At 33.0% G+C, this 18,192-nt stretch carries 19 protein-coding genes; 1 reads left to right on the top strand and 18 read right to left on the bottom strand.

The features are described from left to right. Nucleotide 1 precedes the first annotated feature (1 nt). Nucleotides 2-1,312 carry a tRNA lysidine(34) synthetase TilS gene (gene tilS, locus ACEN92_RS20610; protein ID WP_495640198.1) on the bottom strand — a complete coding sequence of 437 codons (1,311 nt, stop codon included), beginning with the start codon at nt 1,310-1,312 and terminating at the stop codon, nt 2-4. A gap of 290 nt (nt 1,313-1,602) precedes the next feature. Here tilS and ACEN92_RS20605 point away from each other — a divergent pair, with 290 nt between their 5' ends. Beyond that, on the top strand, nt 1,603-3,099 hold the full coding sequence (locus ACEN92_RS20605) for a phage tail-like protein (RefSeq protein WP_495640197.1): 1,497 nt from the start codon (nt 1,603-1,605) through the stop codon (nt 3,097-3,099). 99 nt (nt 3,100-3,198) lie between these two features. Here ACEN92_RS20605 and uvrB read toward each other — a convergent pair whose 3' ends face one another. The 17 genes from uvrB to ACEN92_RS20520 all read right to left on the bottom strand — a co-directional run bounded on the left by uvrB (nt 3,199) and on the right by ACEN92_RS20520 (nt 17,988). Then, entirely contained in the window at nt 3,199-5,190 is a 1,992-nt protein-coding gene (gene uvrB, locus ACEN92_RS20600) for an excinuclease ABC subunit UvrB (protein WP_495640196.1), read from the bottom strand. A gap of 81 nt (nt 5,191-5,271) precedes the next feature. Further along, entirely contained in the window at nt 5,272-6,216 is a 945-nt protein-coding gene (locus tag ACEN92_RS20595) for an alpha/beta fold hydrolase (protein WP_495640195.1), read from the bottom strand. A 113-nt stretch (nt 6,217-6,329) separates the two neighbouring features. Continuing rightward, nucleotides 6,330-7,280, bottom strand: coding sequence for a 23S rRNA (adenine(1618)-N(6))-methyltransferase RlmF (gene rlmF, locus ACEN92_RS20590; RefSeq protein WP_495640194.1), 951 nt, complete (start codon nt 7,278-7,280; stop codon nt 6,330-6,332). Nucleotides 7,281-7,492: 212 nt separating this feature from the next. Further along, on the bottom strand, nt 7,493-8,155 hold the full coding sequence (locus ACEN92_RS20585) for a thiamine diphosphokinase (RefSeq protein WP_495640193.1): 663 nt from the start codon (nt 8,153-8,155) through the stop codon (nt 7,493-7,495). 75 nt (nt 8,156-8,230) lie between these two features. Further along, nucleotides 8,231-8,674: a DinB family protein gene (locus ACEN92_RS20580; protein WP_495640192.1), complete on the bottom strand. Its 444-nt coding sequence runs from the start codon at nt 8,672-8,674 to the stop codon at nt 8,231-8,233. 1 nt (nt 8,675) lies between these two features. Next, nucleotides 8,676-9,161 (bottom strand): GyrI-like domain-containing protein, encoded by a 486-nt coding sequence (locus ACEN92_RS20575; RefSeq protein ID WP_495642367.1) that lies wholly within the window; start codon nt 9,159-9,161, stop codon nt 8,676-8,678. A 12-nt stretch (nt 9,162-9,173) separates the two neighbouring features. After that, the gene (locus ACEN92_RS20570; RefSeq protein ID WP_495640191.1) at nt 9,174-9,995 is read right to left on the bottom strand and encodes a DUF4249 domain-containing protein; all 822 of its coding nucleotides are present in this window, start codon (nt 9,993-9,995) and stop codon (nt 9,174-9,176) included. A 40-nt stretch (nt 9,996-10,035) separates the two neighbouring features. Then, a complete protein-coding gene (locus tag ACEN92_RS20565) occupies nt 10,036-12,414 on the bottom strand; it encodes a TonB-dependent receptor (RefSeq protein ID WP_495640190.1) in 2,379 nt (792 codons plus the stop codon). Between the two features lie 314 nt (nt 12,415-12,728). After that, a complete protein-coding gene (locus ACEN92_RS20560; protein WP_495640189.1) occupies nt 12,729-13,232 on the bottom strand; it encodes an SRPBCC family protein in 504 nt (167 codons plus the stop codon). Between the two features lie 38 nt (nt 13,233-13,270). After that, nucleotides 13,271-13,786 carry an SRPBCC family protein gene (locus tag ACEN92_RS20555; RefSeq protein ID WP_495640188.1) on the bottom strand — a complete coding sequence of 172 codons (516 nt, stop codon included), beginning with the start codon at nt 13,784-13,786 and terminating at the stop codon, nt 13,271-13,273. Beyond that, on the bottom strand, nt 13,776-14,102 hold the full coding sequence (locus ACEN92_RS20550) for an ArsR/SmtB family transcription factor (RefSeq protein WP_495640187.1): 327 nt from the start codon (nt 14,100-14,102) through the stop codon (nt 13,776-13,778). Before ACEN92_RS20550 ends, ACEN92_RS20555 begins: the two co-directional genes overlap by 11 nt. A gap of 143 nt (nt 14,103-14,245) precedes the next feature. After that, nucleotides 14,246-15,427 carry a hypothetical protein gene (locus ACEN92_RS20545; protein WP_495640186.1) on the bottom strand — a complete coding sequence of 394 codons (1,182 nt, stop codon included), beginning with the start codon at nt 15,425-15,427 and terminating at the stop codon, nt 14,246-14,248. 87 nt (nt 15,428-15,514) lie between these two features. Continuing rightward, a complete protein-coding gene (locus tag ACEN92_RS20540; protein ID WP_495640185.1) occupies nt 15,515-15,796 on the bottom strand; it encodes a hypothetical protein in 282 nt (93 codons plus the stop codon). A 36-nt stretch (nt 15,797-15,832) separates the two neighbouring features. Then, entirely contained in the window at nt 15,833-16,324 is a 492-nt protein-coding gene (locus ACEN92_RS20535) for a YegJ family protein (RefSeq protein WP_495640184.1), read from the bottom strand. A gap of 137 nt (nt 16,325-16,461) precedes the next feature. Next, on the bottom strand, nt 16,462-16,839 hold the full coding sequence (locus ACEN92_RS20530) for a hypothetical protein (RefSeq protein WP_495640183.1): 378 nt from the start codon (nt 16,837-16,839) through the stop codon (nt 16,462-16,464). A 50-nt stretch (nt 16,840-16,889) separates the two neighbouring features. Beyond that, nucleotides 16,890-17,447 (bottom strand): hypothetical protein, encoded by a 558-nt coding sequence (locus ACEN92_RS20525; RefSeq protein ID WP_495640182.1) that lies wholly within the window; start codon nt 17,445-17,447, stop codon nt 16,890-16,892. Between the two features lie 91 nt (nt 17,448-17,538). Continuing rightward, the gene (locus tag ACEN92_RS20520) at nt 17,539-17,988 is read right to left on the bottom strand and encodes a hypothetical protein (protein ID WP_495640181.1); all 450 of its coding nucleotides are present in this window, start codon (nt 17,986-17,988) and stop codon (nt 17,539-17,541) included. Nucleotides 17,989-18,192: the final 204 nt, after the last annotated feature.

The following is an 18,192-nucleotide window of genomic DNA, read 5'->3' as shown; positions in this document are numbered from 1 at the left end:
ATTATTGTAGTTCTATTTTAAGTATTTTATTTGAGGCATTTTCTATTTTAAATCTTTCGTCCTGCCTGATTCCAACAACCCATACAATTTGATTATTTGAACATAAAATCCATGTTTTTTCTTTTTCAATCAGGGATAGTTTTTCATCTTTAAAAAGCTTACTTACTTTTTTAGATTTCCCATTCATTCCAAAAGGATAGAAAACATCTCCTTCATTCCATTTACGTAAAATCAAAGGAAACCGGATTTTTTCAGCGTCCACAAATATAGCTTTATTTGAATTTATAGTTATGTGACTAACATTACAAAGCGTCAACTTTAAGGGAAAATTAACTTCTTTATCATTCTCTTTTATTTCAAATTCTTCGTTTTCTGATAATTCAGAAATTGGACTTAAAATCAATGCCTCTCTGTTTTTCAGCAATCTGAACTCTTCTGAAAACACCTGTTTTCCAGATTGTCCGTTCACTAAATCATAAATATCATTCCAGGTCAGAAATCCAAATTCATTCAGCCATTGATATAAATACGATTTGTAATTAGGTAATTTTTTAAGCTGATTTAAATCGAAATGTATTTCATCTCCGGCTTCTTTTGCTACTTGCTGGTAAATCATAATCGAGGCATCTTCAACCATTTCCTGTGATTCCTGTAAATACGATTGTGTTTTTTGGAAAGCTTTCAAAAAATCAGGATTAATTTCTTTTAAAACAGGTACTAAATCATGACGAATTTTATTTCGCAGATATTTATTCGAAGCATTGCTGCTGTCTTCCCGCCATTCGATATTATTTTGCTGAGCATATTTCAGGATTTCATCTCTCGAAAAAGGCAAAAGCGGGCGAATAATTTTATCATTTTGCTCCGGAATACCAATTAACCCGTCTAATCCGGTACCACGACTTAAATTAATAATAAAGGTTTCGAGATTATCATCAGCATGATGGGCTGTTAAAATATAATCGAATTTATGGGTTTCCAGAAGTTCATAAAACCAATTATATCGGAGTTCACGAGCTGCTACCTGAGTAGAAAGCTTGTAATCTTTGGCAAAAGCTTCGGTATCAAATTGAGTTACAAAAACAGGTATATTATTTTGATCACAATAGTTTTGAATGAAATTCTGATCATCGAAACTTTCTAAGCCCCGCAATTGAAAATTGCAATGCAAAACGGCAATTTCATAAGGCAATTGCTGAAATAAATGCAATAAAACCATACTATCCAAGCCTCCGCTGACAGCCAGAAATAATTTTGTTCTTTCCGGAAACGGAAATCTTGAGGAAATATGATTCTTGAAATTGGACAGCATTATAAATTAATTATGAAAAACAAAATTAAGTCTTTTTTAATAACATATAGTTTAAAAATATAAAATGAAATAGCTAAAAACAATCCATTTTAAAATTAAGAAGGTTGATTTTGCTTTTTCAATATGATATTTTTTTGATTTGGTTATGGTAATAATTCTCTGACTTTAATTTTAAATACTTGTAAATATTTTTTCATTTATCATAATTAAATTCATTGATTAATTGTTTTTTCTTATATTTAATAGTTTATATATGATACTTCTATTGTTAAAATTTAATCGTACTAATTATGAAAAGGATTTTACTCGTTACCAAAATTTTGATACTTGTTTGTTTTTTATCTGAAACTCCTGTTTTTTCTCAAATCGGGATAGGAACAGTTACTCCGGACGCAAGTTCTATTTTAGACGTAACTTCTACAAATAAAGGTTTTCTTACTCCAAGAATGACTACAGCCCAAAGGAATGCTATTTCAAGTCCTACTAATGGATTAATGGTTTATGACACTGATCTTAGAGCTTTCGAATATTATGACGGAGGTACAGCAACCTGGAAGAAAATTTACGGCGATAATGAAGGAAGACTTAAATTTAAGCTTATTAAATCAACTGATGTATTAGCAACTGTTTTAGCTTCGGAATTAGCTGCCGGCGGAGGTACAAAGTATCTTTTGGATTCAGGTACTTTATATGAAATTAATGGTACAATAATGCTTGATCGTTCTATAGAATTAAATAATGCTTATATTGTAGGTCTGGATTCCGGTGAGGACAAATTGATTAGAGCAAGCGGAGATTTATTTGTTGGAACTACTGGCGGGTCATTAAGAATTCTGACTATAGCTGCTTTATCAGGAAAAGTTTTTGACATTATAGGAACAGGATCAATAGCTTCAGGCACACAGACACAAAGTTTGATAGTTCGGGACTGTATTATTGCCAATTCCAGTAATGTAGGCAAAATTGAAAATATGGCATTAATGTTTATAAGTATTGTCCAGTACATTAACAATACCAGTGGAATCATTTATAAAGACATTGGTAAAATATTGCTTAGTAATGCTGCCTGGTTTGGAAATAATTCGGGAACTTATGAAACTTTACAGGGAACTTTTGGACTAGTTGAAAAATTAGGGGGGTTTTCAGAGGTAATTGGTGCTAAAATTGGATTTGACGTGTCGAGTAACCCAATTATAACAGGAACTGCAGTAATGGAATCAACAGTATACACAGGAACTCTTACAACTGGTAAATATGTAAATAGTTATACTACAGGAACCTACACAGGATTTAATTTTGACAATAACTGGAGTGTGAGGTGCCCCGGAATTCCAACAGAAACTGATGCTAATGCGACAGGAGAATTTAGTGTTAATCTGACACCCGGAACCGGAGTTACAGCTACAGTAGATAATTCAGGAACAGCTGTTAAAATAACAGCGACAACATCATCTACTTCTCTTTTTAGATTTTCGGCTAATAATACGGGAAGGCTTACGTATACGGGCGCTAAACAACGAATTATAAAATTAACCGGAAGTCTTTCATTTGTTGCAGAAAGTGCCGGAAAAACCGGAATATATATATTTTATATTGCTAAAAATGGAGTAATAATAGGTCAGTCAAAAATATATGGCTATACCGGTTCAACTTCTGATACATCACCAGTTCCTCTATCAGGATCCATAAGTGTGAATACTAATGATTATATAGAAGTATTTGTTGATTATTATTCCGGATCAGCAGGGAAAATAAAAGTGACTTCCCTAACTTTAACGGCATCATAATCACTAAAAAAACAGCAGCAAAGGATTTGCTGCTGTTTTTTTTTAAAATTTTCCAATAAATCTAAAAAAGAAATTATTCGTATTTATTAAAATTAGATTTTAAGAAAGCTGCTCCTGTAATTTTTTAATATCATCTCGTAATTTTGCTGCTTGCAGGAAATCCAGTTCTTTAGCTGCTTTTTCCATGGATTTACGTTTTTCACGAATCATTTTCTCTAAATCTGTTTTAGATAAATAAGCTGTTTCAGGTTCTGCGGCAGCTGCCAAAGTATGACCTAATTCATATTCTACCAATGGATTTTTCGTAAAAGCGCTGTCTATTTTCTTATTTAAAGCCTGTGGTGTAATATTGTTTTCTTTATTGAAATTTATCTGTTTCGTTCTTCTGTAATTCGTTTCATCAATAGTTTTCTGCATACTTGCCGTAATTTTGTCAGCATACATTATGGCCTTCCCGTTAAGATTTCTTGCCGCACGACCAATGGTTTGCGTTAGTGATCTGTGACTGCGAAGAAAACCTTCTTTGTCGGCATCCAAAATAGCTACTAAGGAAACTTCAGGCAAATCAAGACCTTCACGAAGTAAATTTACTCCAATTAAAACATCAAAAATACCTTTACGCAGATCCTGCATGATTTCGATCCTTTCTAAGGTATCTACATCTGAGTGAATATAACGACAACGGATACTTACTTTAGTTAAATATTTTGCCAGTTCTTCGGCCATTCTTTTGGTTAAAGTCGTAATTAAAACCCTTTCATCCAATTCACAACGCACCTGAATTTCTTCAATTAAATCATCAATCTGATTCAGACTTGGGCGAATTTCAATAATCGGATCCAATAAACCTGTAGGTCGAATAACTTGTTCTACATACACACCATCTGTCTTTTGCAATTCATAATCGGCAGGAGTTGCAGATACATAAATAACCTGATTTTGCATTGCCTCGAACTCTTCAAATTTTAACGGGCGGTTATCCATAGCAGCTGGCAAACGAAAACCGTATTCCACTAAATTTTCTTTCCTGCTGCGGTCACCTCCATACATAGCGTGAACCTGAGAAATTGTTACGTGACTCTCATCAACGACCATCAAATAATCATTTGGAAAATAGTCTAACAAACAGAATGGTCTTGTCCCGGCTTCCCTCCCGTCAAGATAACGCGAATAATTTTCGATTCCGGAGCAATACCCTAATTCACGGATCATCTCCAAATCGAAATTCGTTCTTTCTTCCAGACGTTTTGCTTCCAGATGTTTTCCTATTTCTTTAAAATAATCAACCTGCTTCACCAAATCCTGTTGAATCTGCCAGATTGCACCCTGCAAAACATCAGGCGAAGTCACAAACATATTAGCAGGGTAGATAGTCAGTTTATTATATTTTTCCAGAACTTGAGATGTCTTAATATCAAATGATTCAATTTCTTCAATTTCATCACCAAAGAAATGAATTCTGAAAGCATCATCTGCATAACTTGGATATACTTCGACCGTATCACCTTTGATTCTGAAAGTTCCGGGTGTAAAATCGGCTTCAGTTCTGGCATATAAACTCTGAACCAGACTATGCAATAATTTGGTTCGGGAAATTACCTGATCTTTCTCAATTGCAATTACATTTTTCTGAAATTCTACCGGGTTACCAATACCATATAAACAGGAAACAGAGGCTACAACTAAAATATCCCTGCGTCCGGAAAGCAATGAAGAAGTCGTACTCAATCGCATTTTTTCCAGCTCTTCATTGATAGACAAATCTTTTTCAATGAAAACTCCTGTTACCGGCATAAAAGCTTCCGGCTGGTAATAATCGTAATAAGAAACAAAGTACTCTACAGCATTATTGGGAAAAAACTGCTTGAATTCTGAATATAACTGTGCTGCCAAAGTTTTGTTATGGGCCAAAACCAAAGTAGGTTTTTGTACTTCCTCAATCACATTGGCAACAGTAAATGTTTTTCCGGAACCTGTAACACCTAATAATGTCTGATATTTTTCTCCGTCTCTTATACCTTGGGATAATTTTTGGATCGCCTGCGGCTGATCTCCTTTTGGACTATATTCTGAGGATACCTGGAAATTCATTTTTGACTGATGAAAAATTTAGTTTTGTAAAGATACAAAGTTTGAATTCTATAAATATATTACCGAAATTTAAAATTATAACTATTCTAAAAAATTAACAACAGCATCATTTACAATCTTGGGCTGATCTATGGTTAAAAAATGGCCAGCGTCTTTTACAATTTTAATTTTGCTGTTGGGTAAATATTTTTTAGCCCGCTCAACACTTTCTTCAGAATTTATAATGTCATGGTCCCCTATTAACACAAAAACAGAATTTTTTATAGATTTTAATTCATCATCTGAAAAAGGCCTCATCTGCAGCATATTCGAATTTGATTTTGCATATTTGTTAGCCAAATAAAATTGTCTTTTATAAATTGGGCTAATTTTTTCAGGATGTGTGGAAAAGGCTTTTAATGTTTTTCCGAATTTCTTTTCACTCGGAAAAAGTTTCAGGAACAATGCTGAAGATGATTTTCCGGGTTTGTCAATAAATTTAAAAGTCTGTGCCGGACTTAACAAAACGATTTTATCTATAGAATTTCTTTTTTGAACAGCCAATAATGTAGCAATCCATCCGCCACGTGAGGCAGCAACGATGTCGTAGTTTTTTAATTTATAATGATTGAAAATTTCATTGTACCAAATTACAATATCTTCAGTTGAAAGTGACTTTGATGTTAAAGTCGATTTTCCGGGTTCCATAATAAAATCAATGGCATATACGCGATGATTTCTTGCCAGACTTTTAATGCCCGGATACCACATTGTTGAGCTGGCATCCATCCCGTGAAGCAAAACCAAATCTTTTCCGTTTGTCGGGCCTGATATTATGACATGGGCAGTTCCGTAAGAAGTCTTTATATTTTCTTCCGTATAAGCTACGCCCCAAAGTTTCAGTGCTTTATTATATGATTTTATATAAGAATCTTTTTCTTTTTTTGTCTGAAAAGTGTAGTCCTCAAATTTTGCCTTTTTAGAGGATGCACAACTGACAAGTAAAAGAAATAATATTAATGTAAAGAGTAATTTTCGTATAGTCATAAAATTCAAATTTCCTATAAAGTTACTTTAAATGAACTTGTTTATAGTATCAGAATTTTGTTTTAAACTATCATAATTATAATGCTAATTGTCAATATTTTTTAGAAGACAATTTAAATTTTCCATGATTTCCGCTGTGCTTCCGTTAAGAAAGTCCATGCTACAATACGACTGTTTTTTTGACCCTGAGCCATATCAATTGTTTTTACAGACGCAGCATTTACTTTGTTTAACGTTTTATAAATACTCGAAAGATTATCTCTTTTGGAAACCAAAGTAGTAAACCACAAACATTGCATTGGATATTTGGCACTTTCGTAAATCATTTGAGTTACAAAACCAATTTCACCACCATCACACCATAATTCGGCATTGTGACCTCCAAAGTTTAAAACCGGATTTGTTTTTTTCTTTTCTTTCGGATTTAAATTGGATACTTTTCTAACCGTACTTTGATTGGCATCTTCGGCAGAAGCATGAAATGGCGGATTGCAGATAGTAAATGTAAAACGATCTTCGGGTGTGATGATATTTTTGAAAATAAAACGCGATTCTGTTTGTTGCTGCAAACTGATTGCGTCAATTAATTTTGGATTTGCTTCAATAATTTTACTGCAATTCCCGATTGCTTTTTCATCAATATCTGTCCCGACAAAACTCCAATCGTAAATAGCATTTCCTAAAATTGGGTAAATACAATTGGATCCCACACCTATATCCAAACCTAATACGGAAGATCCTTCAGGAATAACTCCATTATTTGTTTCGGTTAATAAATCCGCCAGGTAATGAATATAATCTGCCCGGCCGGGAATTGGCGGACAAAGGTAATTGGCAGGAATATCCCAGTCCTGAATATCATAATAGGTTTGCAGCAATGCTTTGTTAAGAGATTTTACTGCTTTTGGATCGCTGAAATCAATAGTTTCGACACCATGAAGATTCACGGCAACATGCTTCTTTAATTCCGGACAATTGGTCATAAGAAGTTCGAAATCATATCGGGAACGATGCAGGTTTCGGGGATGTAAATTGTTTTTTTCGGAATTGTCTATTGCTTTCATTTTGTGAATTTGGGTGCAAAGATAGTCATTCCTTTTTAGAAAAGGTTTTATGAAACCTAAAGCCTTAGCCCTGATGGAAGCGGCATCCTTTTGTGGTCTCGTTTTTTTCTAACGAGATCATAAAAGATACAGCGAACAGCAGGAATCAGCTCCTTGATATTCAAAACTCAATGGCAATAGCATTCCAAAAATATAATATCTGAATACTAAAATTAATCCATACATTCCATCAATAACAAATCACCATCGGAATGGGTAATGGTAACCAATCCGTCGTTTGCAACAGAATTACTGCTGCCGGTTCTGTAACCCATTGTTAGGGTATCGTTATGTAAAGGATATTTCAAATTGGTCGAAAAAATACCATTTACAACTCCAATCGGAATCAATGAAATTGGAGTTTTTGCGGTGTACCATTTTTCAAATTTATTGGGCAATAAAAATATTTTGGAATGATCGTCAAGAATTACAATTTTGAGTAAATTTCGATAACGGACAATATTTGTCAAATTGGTTATGGTGTGATCGGCACGTCTTCCGGTGGCCCAAACTACATTAACGGCAGGAATTTTTCTGTCAATTAAATAGTCAAATGCTTTTTCTAAATCGGTTTTGTTTTGATCCGGGGTATGTACAATTTCTATTGGATACTGTGAAGTTTTATAGATTTCAGGATCAAAACCATTGTCAAAATCCCCCAAAAGCACATCTACTTTTATACCTAATTCAATAACTCTTTCAATGGCAGAATCGAGTACAATAATCAAAGGCGACCATTCGAGCAATTGCCCTAATAACTCAGAATTGCAGGCGGCACCATTGGCAATGATTAAGGCGGGTTCCTGATCGTCCCGAACAATATGATGTGATGACATTTTAATTTTAGGGTTTTTATTTTCGAATTCAAAGATATGGAATCTTAGAAACTTAGAGTTTTAGAATTTCAAAACCTATACTAACAGCCTTCGATGGTAATTAATCTGCCCTAAATGATACGCTAAATGTGTTGACAAATGAATAAGAAAAAAGCCTGTTGTCATTTCCTTTTCGAAAACAACCAACGGATAAATTGTTTCTAGATCGGTTTCAGTTAAAGTATCAAGTGCATTATTTACAACTAAAAGTGTGTTTTCAATTTTACTGATTAACTCTGATTTTGGAATATCTTTTAATGAAAATTCAAGTTCACGATTCCTGATGTAATCTGTTTTTCCGATTTGTGCTCCAATAAAATGATTGATATTCCCTATTAAATGTAAACAAAGATTTCCCGCTGAATTAGATATATTTTTATCAATGGCCCAAAGTTGTGATTCATCCTGATATGATTCGATTTCTAATTTTAGTTTGTTCAGATCGCGGTCAAAAAGTGATTTTAAAGCTTCAATTAACATATTATAAATTTTTAATTTTTATCGGAATCCAGATTTCTTCTTCAGAATCCGGGTCTTCTTTTTTGTATTTTTCGTTCATAACTGCAAAATGAGGACGATAGTCAACACTATATTCCGAATTTGGCAGCCATTCAGCAAAAATAGCATTATAAGTTTTATGTCCTTCACTTTGCGGACCTTTATGAATAAAAACTGCATACAAACCACTTGGAATTATTAAGGTTTCCATTTCTGATGGGATAAAATCGAAATTTTCAACCTCGACTGCAGCCCATTTTTCAAAGGTGTTTTCCGGATTAAAACGATCAAAATACCCTATAGGAAATACCTCAAGGGAATATAAATCAGAACCAACTGATTTTTTGATTTCTTTACGCGCTGGCATAAAACTATTCCATAATTGAAATGTTTTATTTTCGGCAAACGACATGGTAATATGCTTTCCGATTAATTTTTTTTCTGCTAAAGTTAGAATTTCGGCCTCCATTTTCATATTGAATTATTTGATAGTATATTTTTTTGAAACTATTTCGCTAAGTGAAAAATAACCTAAGGGATAATTACTTTTATCTGTTGTATTGATAATGTTTCCTTTTACTGTTGCAGGAGGAGATTGAAAAGGCCCTCCTACATTATTGCCTGCAATACTTATTATTATGCTCATGTAATTGTAATATTGCTTAGAAATTCCGTAATGGGTTACTTCAACCTCGTCTCCAACTTTTAAATCCTCACCCTCTGAAAAACTAAAAAACTCATTACCCTGATACAGTTTATCTTCATCAACAGAGTAATTTGATGTAATTTTATTCGAATATACGTATTTATACAAATAATAATTATCTGCGTTAGCCGGATCGTTATAAAAAGCCCTAATTACAATATTGCTGCCTACGGGTCCACCCACATTGTTTTGTATAATACTTTTTATAGGAACTATAGATTTTAAAGTTTCAGTAGCCGTATAGGTATTACCGTTACTAATAACTGTCAGGGTATAAGTTCCTTCAATCACCGGTTTGAAATTATTACAAACATATCTGCCGGTTTGAGGCACTTCTGTAAAATTAAATTGTTGGTTAGCACTATTTCTAATATAAACAACAGCTCCTGAAACTATTGGGATTTCATCTTCAAAATAATTGGCTGTGGTTGTCAGCTTTATGGTTTGCTGTGCCCCCGAAGTTCCTTTTTTCCAGTTTATGGCAGCCTCTATTACTAATTTTGGAGCACTATTATTTAAATCAACATCAATAACTTCTTCACAACTTGTAAAGAATAGCGATATAAAAAATACTATTAATAAAATTGATTTTTTCATACTTTGTATTTTTTTTATTTCTTTTCACAGAAAATAGTTTCTAAAATTTAAAATTATAACTAACTGCAGGCACAATTCCGAAAATAGATGTTCTTACTGCTTCATTATTTCCCGTATCTGTATTTTGACGGAAGTTCACTGAAGCCGCATTCTGACGATTATACACATTATAAATACTAAAAACCCATTCCCCTTTCCATTTTTTCTTTTTATTTTTTTCCAGGACTAAAGTGGCAGAGATATCCAAATGATGATAAGCGGGTAAACGATTTTCATTTCGTAATCCATAACTGGGAACGGTTATTCCCAAATATTCATACTGCCCGTTTGGATACGTAACAGGCTGACCCGATTGCAAGGCAAAATTAGCTCCAAATGACCATCTTTCATTTAAATTATAAGTAGTCGTAATGGCTAAATTATGCGTTTTGTCATAAACAGAATTATACCATTGACCATTATTGATACCCGTTTCTTCAGGTGTTCTCCCTGGGGTTTGCTGCTCTGATTTTGAAAGTGTATAAGATATCCACCCACTAATTTTACCTCCATTTTTCTTAAACATCGTTTCTATGCCATAGGCCCGCATTCTCCCATTTAAAATTACCTGTTCAATAGCATCATTCGCAATTAAATCGGCACCATCAATATAATTCAGTCTGTTTTGAACTTTTTTATAATAGGTTTCCACTTCAAATGAATAAGCCCCATCACTGATATTTCTGAAATAGCCCAAAGCTACCTGATCTGCGATTTGTGGTTTGATGTAATTATCACTTGGCATCCAGACATCAAGCGGTGTTTGTGATGTTGTGTTTGAAATTAACTGAAGATATTGGGTCATTCTGTTATAACTGGCTTTTATTGCCTGATTATCATTCAATTGATAAGAAATTGAAAATCGCGGCTCTAAGTTATTATAGCTTTTTATTTCCTTATTGTTACTATAATATTTTGTACCAATAGGGGTTCCTTTTTCATAAATCTGCATATCCGAATTAAAAACCACCGGATTATTGTTTTCATACAAATTAATTGTTGAAGCCCCCAAACGATAAAACAAACTGAATCTCAAACCATAGGAAACAGTAATTTTTTTCGAAAGCTGATGTTCTGCATCAATATACGCTGAGGGTTCAAATGCGTATTTTTTATCCAATTGATCGGCGTTGATTCCAATTCCATTATCTGAGGGCATAATTGTTCCGGGATTAAACTCATAATAAATTCCGTTTAAACCAGAATTCAATTTGAATTTATCGGAAATATAGTTTTTAAAATCATATTTGATAGTATAATTTTTAATACCTGAATTCCATTTGAAACCTACAAAATCTAAAGTAAGTTCATAAAAATAATCGCTGTAAATCAATGAGAAATTTGCAAATACTTTATCCGAGTACAGGTGATTCCACCTCAGATTTAAAATAGAATTCCCATAAATGTTCGTAAAAACTTTATTCAGGCTAAAAACATCACGCCCGAAATAACCTGAAAAAAACAAACTGTTGTTATCATTTAATCTATAGTTTAATTTGGTATTCAAATCATAAAAATAGGCAGCATTCCCTTTTTGACTATCTGAAAATTTCAGGAATAAATGTGCATAAGACGCCCTTCCTCCTATCAAAAATGAACCCTTATTTTTTACTAAAGGACCTTCTGCAAGAATTCGGCTCGAAATCACCCCAATTCCTCCATTTACATGAAATTCTTTACTGTTCCCGTCTTTCTGATAAATATCCAAAACAGAAGAAGCCCTTCCTCCGTAACGTGCCGGAATCCCACCTTTGTATAATTTTAAATCCTTAACGGCATCAGGGTTAAAAACAGAAAAAAAACCAAAAACATGTGAAGAATTAAATATAGCCGCTTCGTCCAGTAAAATTAAATTCTGATCGGCTCCTCCGCCCCGTACATTAAATCCTGAAGCCCCTTCACCTGCATTGGTGACTCCCGGAAGCAATAAAATAGATTTCAACACATCGACTTCTCCCAAAACCACAGGCATTTTTTTGATAACAGAAATAGAAAGTTTATTAACACTCATTTCCGGGGATTTAATGTTAGCCATCTCTTTATTATCTATAATTATAACCTCCTGAAGTTCTTCTCCACTTTCATTTAAGGATAAATTATTTTTGATATTCTCATTTAAGGATATTGTTTTTTTGACAGTCTGATAACCTAAAAAGCTGATTTCAACCTGATATTCCCCTTCAGGAAGTGTAAGTGAATAAAACCCGTACTCGTTTGTTGTAGTTTCAATTTCCAAAGCCGGGATATAGATATTCACACCTATTAAAGTTTCATTATTTTTAAAGTCGGTTATAGTACCGCTTAACGCAAATTTTTCCTGGGAAAACGAAATTAAAGCAGTAAGAAAAATAACAACCGTGCAGATTTTTTTTGTACTCATCTTCTGGATTATATACATCATTAACAATTACAAACACATATTGTTGCCTTACAATTGTTAAATATGAGTTAAGAAAATTTCTTTCATTTTAACCAAAGATAAATATCAGGAATCATTTTGTTTATCGCAAAAAAATTTAATCTGTATTCTATAAAATTTCTTCATTGTCCTTTTCTCTTTTTGTTTGGAGAAAAATTCATCATTTTTTTACTATTCTTTTAATATATAAAAAAAGAAAACCCCTACAGGATAATTATCCTGTAGGGGTTTATATAATTAAAAGTTTAGTATAAGTTATATCAAAAGAACAAAACTTACTTTGTTCCTGATTCAAAAATTTTATCCAAACCTTCCATTGCAATTGTGAATCCTTCCTTGAAGCCCATTTCGATAATCATTTCTAAATCGGATAACTTTTCATGTTTAATCACTACATCAACAAAAGTTGTATTGCCTTCTTCAGAAAAAGTCACATCCCAATCAGAACGTGGAAAATCATTGTTTAAGTTGCCTTCACTGTCGCAAAAAGCATCCAGATATTTAAAATTTGTTTTAGGAGTTATGGACTTAAAGTCGGCCAAAGCCCAATGCTCTTCGCCTTCCGGTCCCAGCATAGCATAAAGCCTCTGACCTCCTTCTTTAAAATCCATTCTTTTTGTTTTTGCTTTCCACGGAGCTGGGGCCCACCATTGATCCAGGATTTCAGGTTCAGTCCAGGCAGACCAAACACTTGCAATTGGAGCATTAAATTCACGTTTTACATTAACCGTACTATTTTCTTTATCTACAATAAAATTCATTAAAAGATTAGATTTCATTTCCTTTAGATTTTAAATTCATTATTACTTAATTCCATTTATTGAAATGTTTTTGACTTTCCTGCTTCAAAGATTTTATCCAAACCTTCCATAGCACTTGTAAATCCTTCTTTAAAGCCCATTTCTATAATCGTTTCTAACTCGGCTAAGCTATCGCGTCGAATCGCAATATCAACAATTGTCGAATTGCCTTGTTCGGAGAAAGTAAGATCCCAGTAAGAGCTTCCAAAATTTGGATCTGGATTTCCTTCAGAATCACAAAAAGTAGAGGAATGTTTAAAATTCGTTTTAGGAGAAATTGATGAATAATCAAAGAAACTCCAGCGTTCCTGACCTTCCGGACCAACCATTGCATAAAGTCTTCGGCCGCCTTCTTTAAAATCCATGCTTATTGTTTTAGACTTCCAGGGAGCCGGAGCCCACCATTGATCCAGAATTTCAGGTTCAGTCCAGGCAGACCAGACGTCAGCAATTGGAGCGTTAAATTCACGTTTTACATTAACCGTACAATTTTCTTTATCTACGGAAAAATTCATTAAAAGATTAGTTTCCATTTTCTTTCGCTTTTAAATTAATTAATACTTGATCCAGTTGATTGAAACGTTTTTCCCAAATTTGCTTAAATTGTTCCAGCCATTGGTCAACTTCTTTCATTTTATCGATTTTAAGTTGATAATAGATTTCTCTTCCCATTTTTCTTTCCTCTAATAATTCACATTCATTAAGGATTTTAATATGTTTAGAAACCGCCTGCCGAGTCGTGTTGAATTTTTCGGCTATTGTATTTGGAGTCAGTGCCGACGAAGAAATCAGTACCAAAATGGCTCTGCGGGTTGGGTCGGCAATGGCTTGAAAAATATCTCGTTTCATTTTTGATTTATTTAATTACGCAATCAATCAGTTGCAAATATACGCAACTTTTTGGTTTCGCATTATTTTTTTTGATTTTTTTTTGCAACCAAAAAAAATCCCATTTGCCTGGGTGACAAATGGGACTATAAATATTTTTAATGTTATCTGAATCTGTTCCTGACGATAATATTTTTGAATTTGGCTTTTAGATCCTCGCCGGTATCAAAAACCATTTGTTCATTGTTAGGGAAAGGTACCGGCCGCTTATTGAAATAGCCTAAATAATTTTCATCGCATGCATTTATGTTACCCCGATAAGTTGAATAAACATTTTCAAAAACATATTCGCTTGCCACAGGAAATGATTGCATTAACTGATTGGTTTTTAAATTTACATAATCCACTTTAGCAGTTACTTGACATGCCTTGTATTGCCTGAACTCGAAAATTCTGATTTTTATAATTTTAAAATTATCAACTTTTACAGGGCGTCCCAAACTGTCTTTTACAGGTTTTCCTCTGCTGTCTAAAAGCGGTCTGACACCATCTTTAATCTCTTTTTCTCTGGTGAATTCCTTTTCTTTTATCTGTTCGGGTGAAATGAATATTTCTCTGAAGTTTAAAATCAGGCCATAATCATAAGCAACATTTTTTTGTTTGACATTGTGATATACTGTCCATTTATCGTTTAAGCCGTAAGTGCTGAAATCTAATAAGTCATTTTGCAATTGTCTCGGAATGATCATATTGGTTTCGTTTGTGGCATAAACATTTACAAAGTCAGTTCCCTTAAATTGTGCATCGTCCATTAATTTTTTTGCATTCTTATAATTCGGGTTAATGCTTTCCAGATATCCCAAATCATCATACGCTTTTCTGAAATCAAGCTTGTTGTCTGACTTTAAAAGAACTTGTGCATTTTCATATAGATATTTTGACAAGGCATTTTTACTGCTTACTATTTGATCTGAATAATTATCAAACGGAAACTGAGCGTTTCTACCCTGTTTTAGTAATTGAAGCGGTAATAATGGCCTGATTTTTTCCTGACGATTATTTAGCTGCACATATGTATTATAGATCCGCTCGAGATTTGCAGGATTTTTTTCTTTCTCCATCATTTCAAGATCTCGTAAATCTCTGTCTTTGGCTTTCGCAAAAGCTTCTTCGAGCAGGTACACATAATCTTGTTTTCCTTTGGAGTCTTTTTTAGTTTTTAATGCATCAACAGCACGGTTGATAGCACCATCGTAATCACCATCGCTTATAAGTGACTGTGTTGTTTTTACACCACATGAAAACATCAAAAATAAGATAGAAACCAATAAAGTAATTTTTTGCATAGGTATCGCTTTTTGAAGATGTAAATATATCTTTTTTAACTTTCAACAACTATGCCTTTTCTGAAATTTAATTTTAGTCTAATCACCTTATTCATTAAAATTCTTACCGGCCAAAACTAATATTTCTAAAAACAGCTGATTTGTTTTCTTTATCATTTCCACACTATCCTTTTCTCTTTTTGGTAAAGCAAAAATGCCTCTTTCTTTTGTTATTTTAGATAAAGTGTAACCTTCTTTTTTTATGATAATTTCTGAATTGTCTATTAAATGAAGTTCGTAATTATGATAAGGATAAAAAGACATATCACTCTTTTTTATCTGGTTTTCAATGTAGTTGTAAACGTTGTAGAAATTAAAATCTTCTCTCATGATGTTTTGCTTACGTAATGGCTATTATTCCACATTTTACTTTATAACCATTCCGCTAGTATTATCAAACTCCATTCTTTCTTTTTCCGACATTCTGTTTCTAAGTAATCTTATTGTATAGCCGCCTTTCAATTCACCATTATCCAGATACATCCAGTCGCTTACTTTACTGGCATCTATCTTAATTCTATCTCCTTGTTTAACTTCTTTCGTAAATTCAGGAAGATTATCTACTATCCCAAAATATTCACCGTTTCGCTTAAATAAACCATTAATCCAGATATGTTCTCCATCGTTGTTTATTTTAAAATGCATTTTAACGGCAAAAGCTTCGTGATTTGGATTCCTGCTTTCCAGTGCTTTATAAAATTCGGGTAATGTTTGTTTAGCTTCAATGATGACATTGTTCATTTCGGCATCCTGATTTTCAACATTATAAATTGTTGGCTGGTTTTCTCTTTCTATTTTATCAGACTTCTTACAGCTTATAACTGTAAAAAGAATAATTAGAATAAATGCTTTTTTCATAGTAGTTCTAAATATTGCAACGCTCTGTGATTTGTGAAAAGTTAGTAAACAGAGTATTTTTCTGCTAAGATAGAATAATATTTGAATGATTTTTCTTAAATTTAATTTAAGAAAAAAGGATATCTGGATTTACTATATTATTTATCTTTAGAAATACTATTTTTTATTTTTACCTGATAAGCAATTTCCCAAAGAATAATAGAAAAAAGAACATTGGCCATTAATGCTGTCTTGATACCATAAGCATCATATTGTGAAAATAAATGTAAATCTCCAAACTTTAAGGCTAAGAATAAGGCCAAAGGTGCAATTATAACAGAACAGACTATGTTTAATAAAGGTGTCCATTTTAGTATCAAAAAGGAATAAATAAGATTTATAAGTAAGAATCCGCAACCTAAAGTTATAAATCTGTGATCTTTTAATTTTTCGCCTAGCGTGAGTAAAAGCGAAGTTGAAAAACTATAGGTAAAAAATAATAATGAATAGATTAGAATTCGTATTTGTGGTTTCATTTTTATGCTTGATTATTTGAAATAATGTTATGTCTCTGGACTATTGCTTTTTATCCTTGAAAATCTCCACAATCATGTTGTTCAAACTTCTTCAATAATTTCTTCAATGTGTAGTATTTAGAAATTCGTAAATTTTCGGCTTTTATGTCCTTGCCCGTGATTTTCAATTCATAAATGGGTGCTTTGTCAATTTCTGTAAACACAAAGTCGTTTTGTGCAGTTTTAACTTCAATTCCATTTTTAGTATGGGTGATTTTTACAATTTCAAATACCTGAGCTATTTTACCATCACACACATTTGTCAATTTTATTGTTTTTTCAATTATAGACATTTCTGCTAAATCACAATCGTAACAATTACCACTAAACTCAATACCGTATTTTTTATAAATATCCTTATTTTTAGAATCTACTGTATCAATAGGAATTAGGCTGAGCTGCTCGATTTCATTGTTTTCGTCGTCAATATTTACAGGCACGGCTTCAACATTTTTTTCGGTCTTTGTTGTTGTATCGTTTTTCTCAATTTCCTTAATTTTTTCTTTGGGATTTTGGTTACACCCAAAAAGAATAAATGCTCCTAAAATTATCGTTATTCCTATTCTCATATCTGTTTTTTTTGTTTGATTATGATGTTTTCAATTCATAAAATTCCTCTCCTCAGCTTATAGTTATGAGTGGGGCGGCGAATTTTATTGTTTATTGCAAAACTGCCTCTATTTTAGCTTCTGATTTTTCTTTAATGATGCTGTCAGGATGAAAACTCCAGATGATCAGAAACTTTCCTTTTGCAAGATACTCTTCCGGATGTGCGTCTGTTGGTTCGTTGTCTTTTCCCCACAGCAAACCTTGCAGGAACCTGTCGCCTTTGAATCTGTTTTCAAATTCAAAATACATGATAGAGCCGCTATCTGTTTTACTTTTAAAACTTTGCATTCCTTTGCTTTTTACCGTTCCAACAATATTGCTGTACGTTTCAATATCATTATAAAAAGTACAGGCCTGAACAGAAACGCAGTTATTACCGTCGCTTAAAAAGTAGCTTTTGGGAATTTCCTTGTTTTTTAGTTTTAAATCAGCGATAGTCTGACTGAATAAATTAGTAGTAAGCAACAGGAATAATACCGACAGGGGGATCGTAATTTTCATTGTTTTTGGTTTTAGTTTTGATTTATGACAGGTACAAAACTTTTTATTAACGATAATTGAATTTGTACTAAGCTAAAGTAATATTTTATTTGAGTTAATTGAAGTTGATTTGGTGAGGAAGAGTAAAAAAATCCCATTCATCTTTTGAGATGTTATAACGTGTTGTTATAAGTCGCAAGCTAGAGCCACATATCATTCCTGAAC

The sequence above is a fragment of the Flavobacterium sp. Flavsp81 genome (assembly GCF_059491325.1).
Note: the sequence above shows the minus strand (reverse complement) of the source record. Positions and strands in the feature narration are given on the sequence as shown.

Excerpts from the sequence above, each read along its gene's own strand:
- tilS (WP_495640198.1), bottom strand. The coding sequence starts at position 1,312 with ATGCTGTCCAATTTCAAGAATCATATTTCCTCAAGATTTCCGTTTCCG.
- ACEN92_RS20605 (WP_495640197.1), top strand. The coding sequence starts at position 1,603 with ATGAAAAGGATTTTACTCGTTACCAAAATTTTGATACTTGTTTGTTTT.
- uvrB (WP_495640196.1), bottom strand. The coding sequence starts at position 5,190 with ATGAATTTCCAGGTATCCTCAGAATATAGTCCAAAAGGAGATCAGCCG.
- ACEN92_RS20595 (WP_495640195.1), bottom strand. The coding sequence starts at position 6,216 with ATGACTATACGAAAATTACTCTTTACATTAATATTATTTCTTTTACTT.
- rlmF (WP_495640194.1), bottom strand. The coding sequence starts at position 7,280 with ATGAAAGCAATAGACAATTCCGAAAAAAACAATTTACATCCCCGAAAC.
- ACEN92_RS20585 (WP_495640193.1), bottom strand. The coding sequence starts at position 8,155 with ATGTCATCACATCATATTGTTCGGGACGATCAGGAACCCGCCTTAATC.
- ACEN92_RS20580 (WP_495640192.1), bottom strand. The coding sequence starts at position 8,674 with ATGTTAATTGAAGCTTTAAAATCACTTTTTGACCGCGATCTGAACAAA.
- ACEN92_RS20575 (WP_495642367.1), bottom strand. The coding sequence starts at position 9,161 with ATGGAGGCCGAAATTCTAACTTTAGCAGAAAAAAAATTAATCGGAAAG.
- ACEN92_RS20570 (WP_495640191.1), bottom strand. The coding sequence starts at position 9,995 with ATGAAAAAATCAATTTTATTAATAGTATTTTTTATATCGCTATTCTTT.
- ACEN92_RS20565 (WP_495640190.1), bottom strand. The coding sequence starts at position 12,414 with ATGAGTACAAAAAAAATCTGCACGGTTGTTATTTTTCTTACTGCTTTA.
- ACEN92_RS20560 (WP_495640189.1), bottom strand. The coding sequence starts at position 13,232 with ATGAAATCTAATCTTTTAATGAATTTTATTGTAGATAAAGAAAATAGT.
- ACEN92_RS20555 (WP_495640188.1), bottom strand. The coding sequence starts at position 13,786 with ATGGAAACTAATCTTTTAATGAATTTTTCCGTAGATAAAGAAAATTGT.
- ACEN92_RS20550 (WP_495640187.1), bottom strand. The coding sequence starts at position 14,102 with ATGAAACGAGATATTTTTCAAGCCATTGCCGACCCAACCCGCAGAGCC.
- ACEN92_RS20545 (WP_495640186.1), bottom strand. The coding sequence starts at position 15,427 with ATGCAAAAAATTACTTTATTGGTTTCTATCTTATTTTTGATGTTTTCA.
- ACEN92_RS20540 (WP_495640185.1), bottom strand. The coding sequence starts at position 15,796 with ATGAGAGAAGATTTTAATTTCTACAACGTTTACAACTACATTGAAAAC.
- ACEN92_RS20535 (WP_495640184.1), bottom strand. The coding sequence starts at position 16,324 with ATGAAAAAAGCATTTATTCTAATTATTCTTTTTACAGTTATAAGCTGT.
- ACEN92_RS20530 (WP_495640183.1), bottom strand. The coding sequence starts at position 16,839 with ATGAAACCACAAATACGAATTCTAATCTATTCATTATTATTTTTTACC.
- ACEN92_RS20525 (WP_495640182.1), bottom strand. The coding sequence starts at position 17,447 with ATGAGAATAGGAATAACGATAATTTTAGGAGCATTTATTCTTTTTGGG.
- ACEN92_RS20520 (WP_495640181.1), bottom strand. The coding sequence starts at position 17,988 with ATGAAAATTACGATCCCCCTGTCGGTATTATTCCTGTTGCTTACTACT.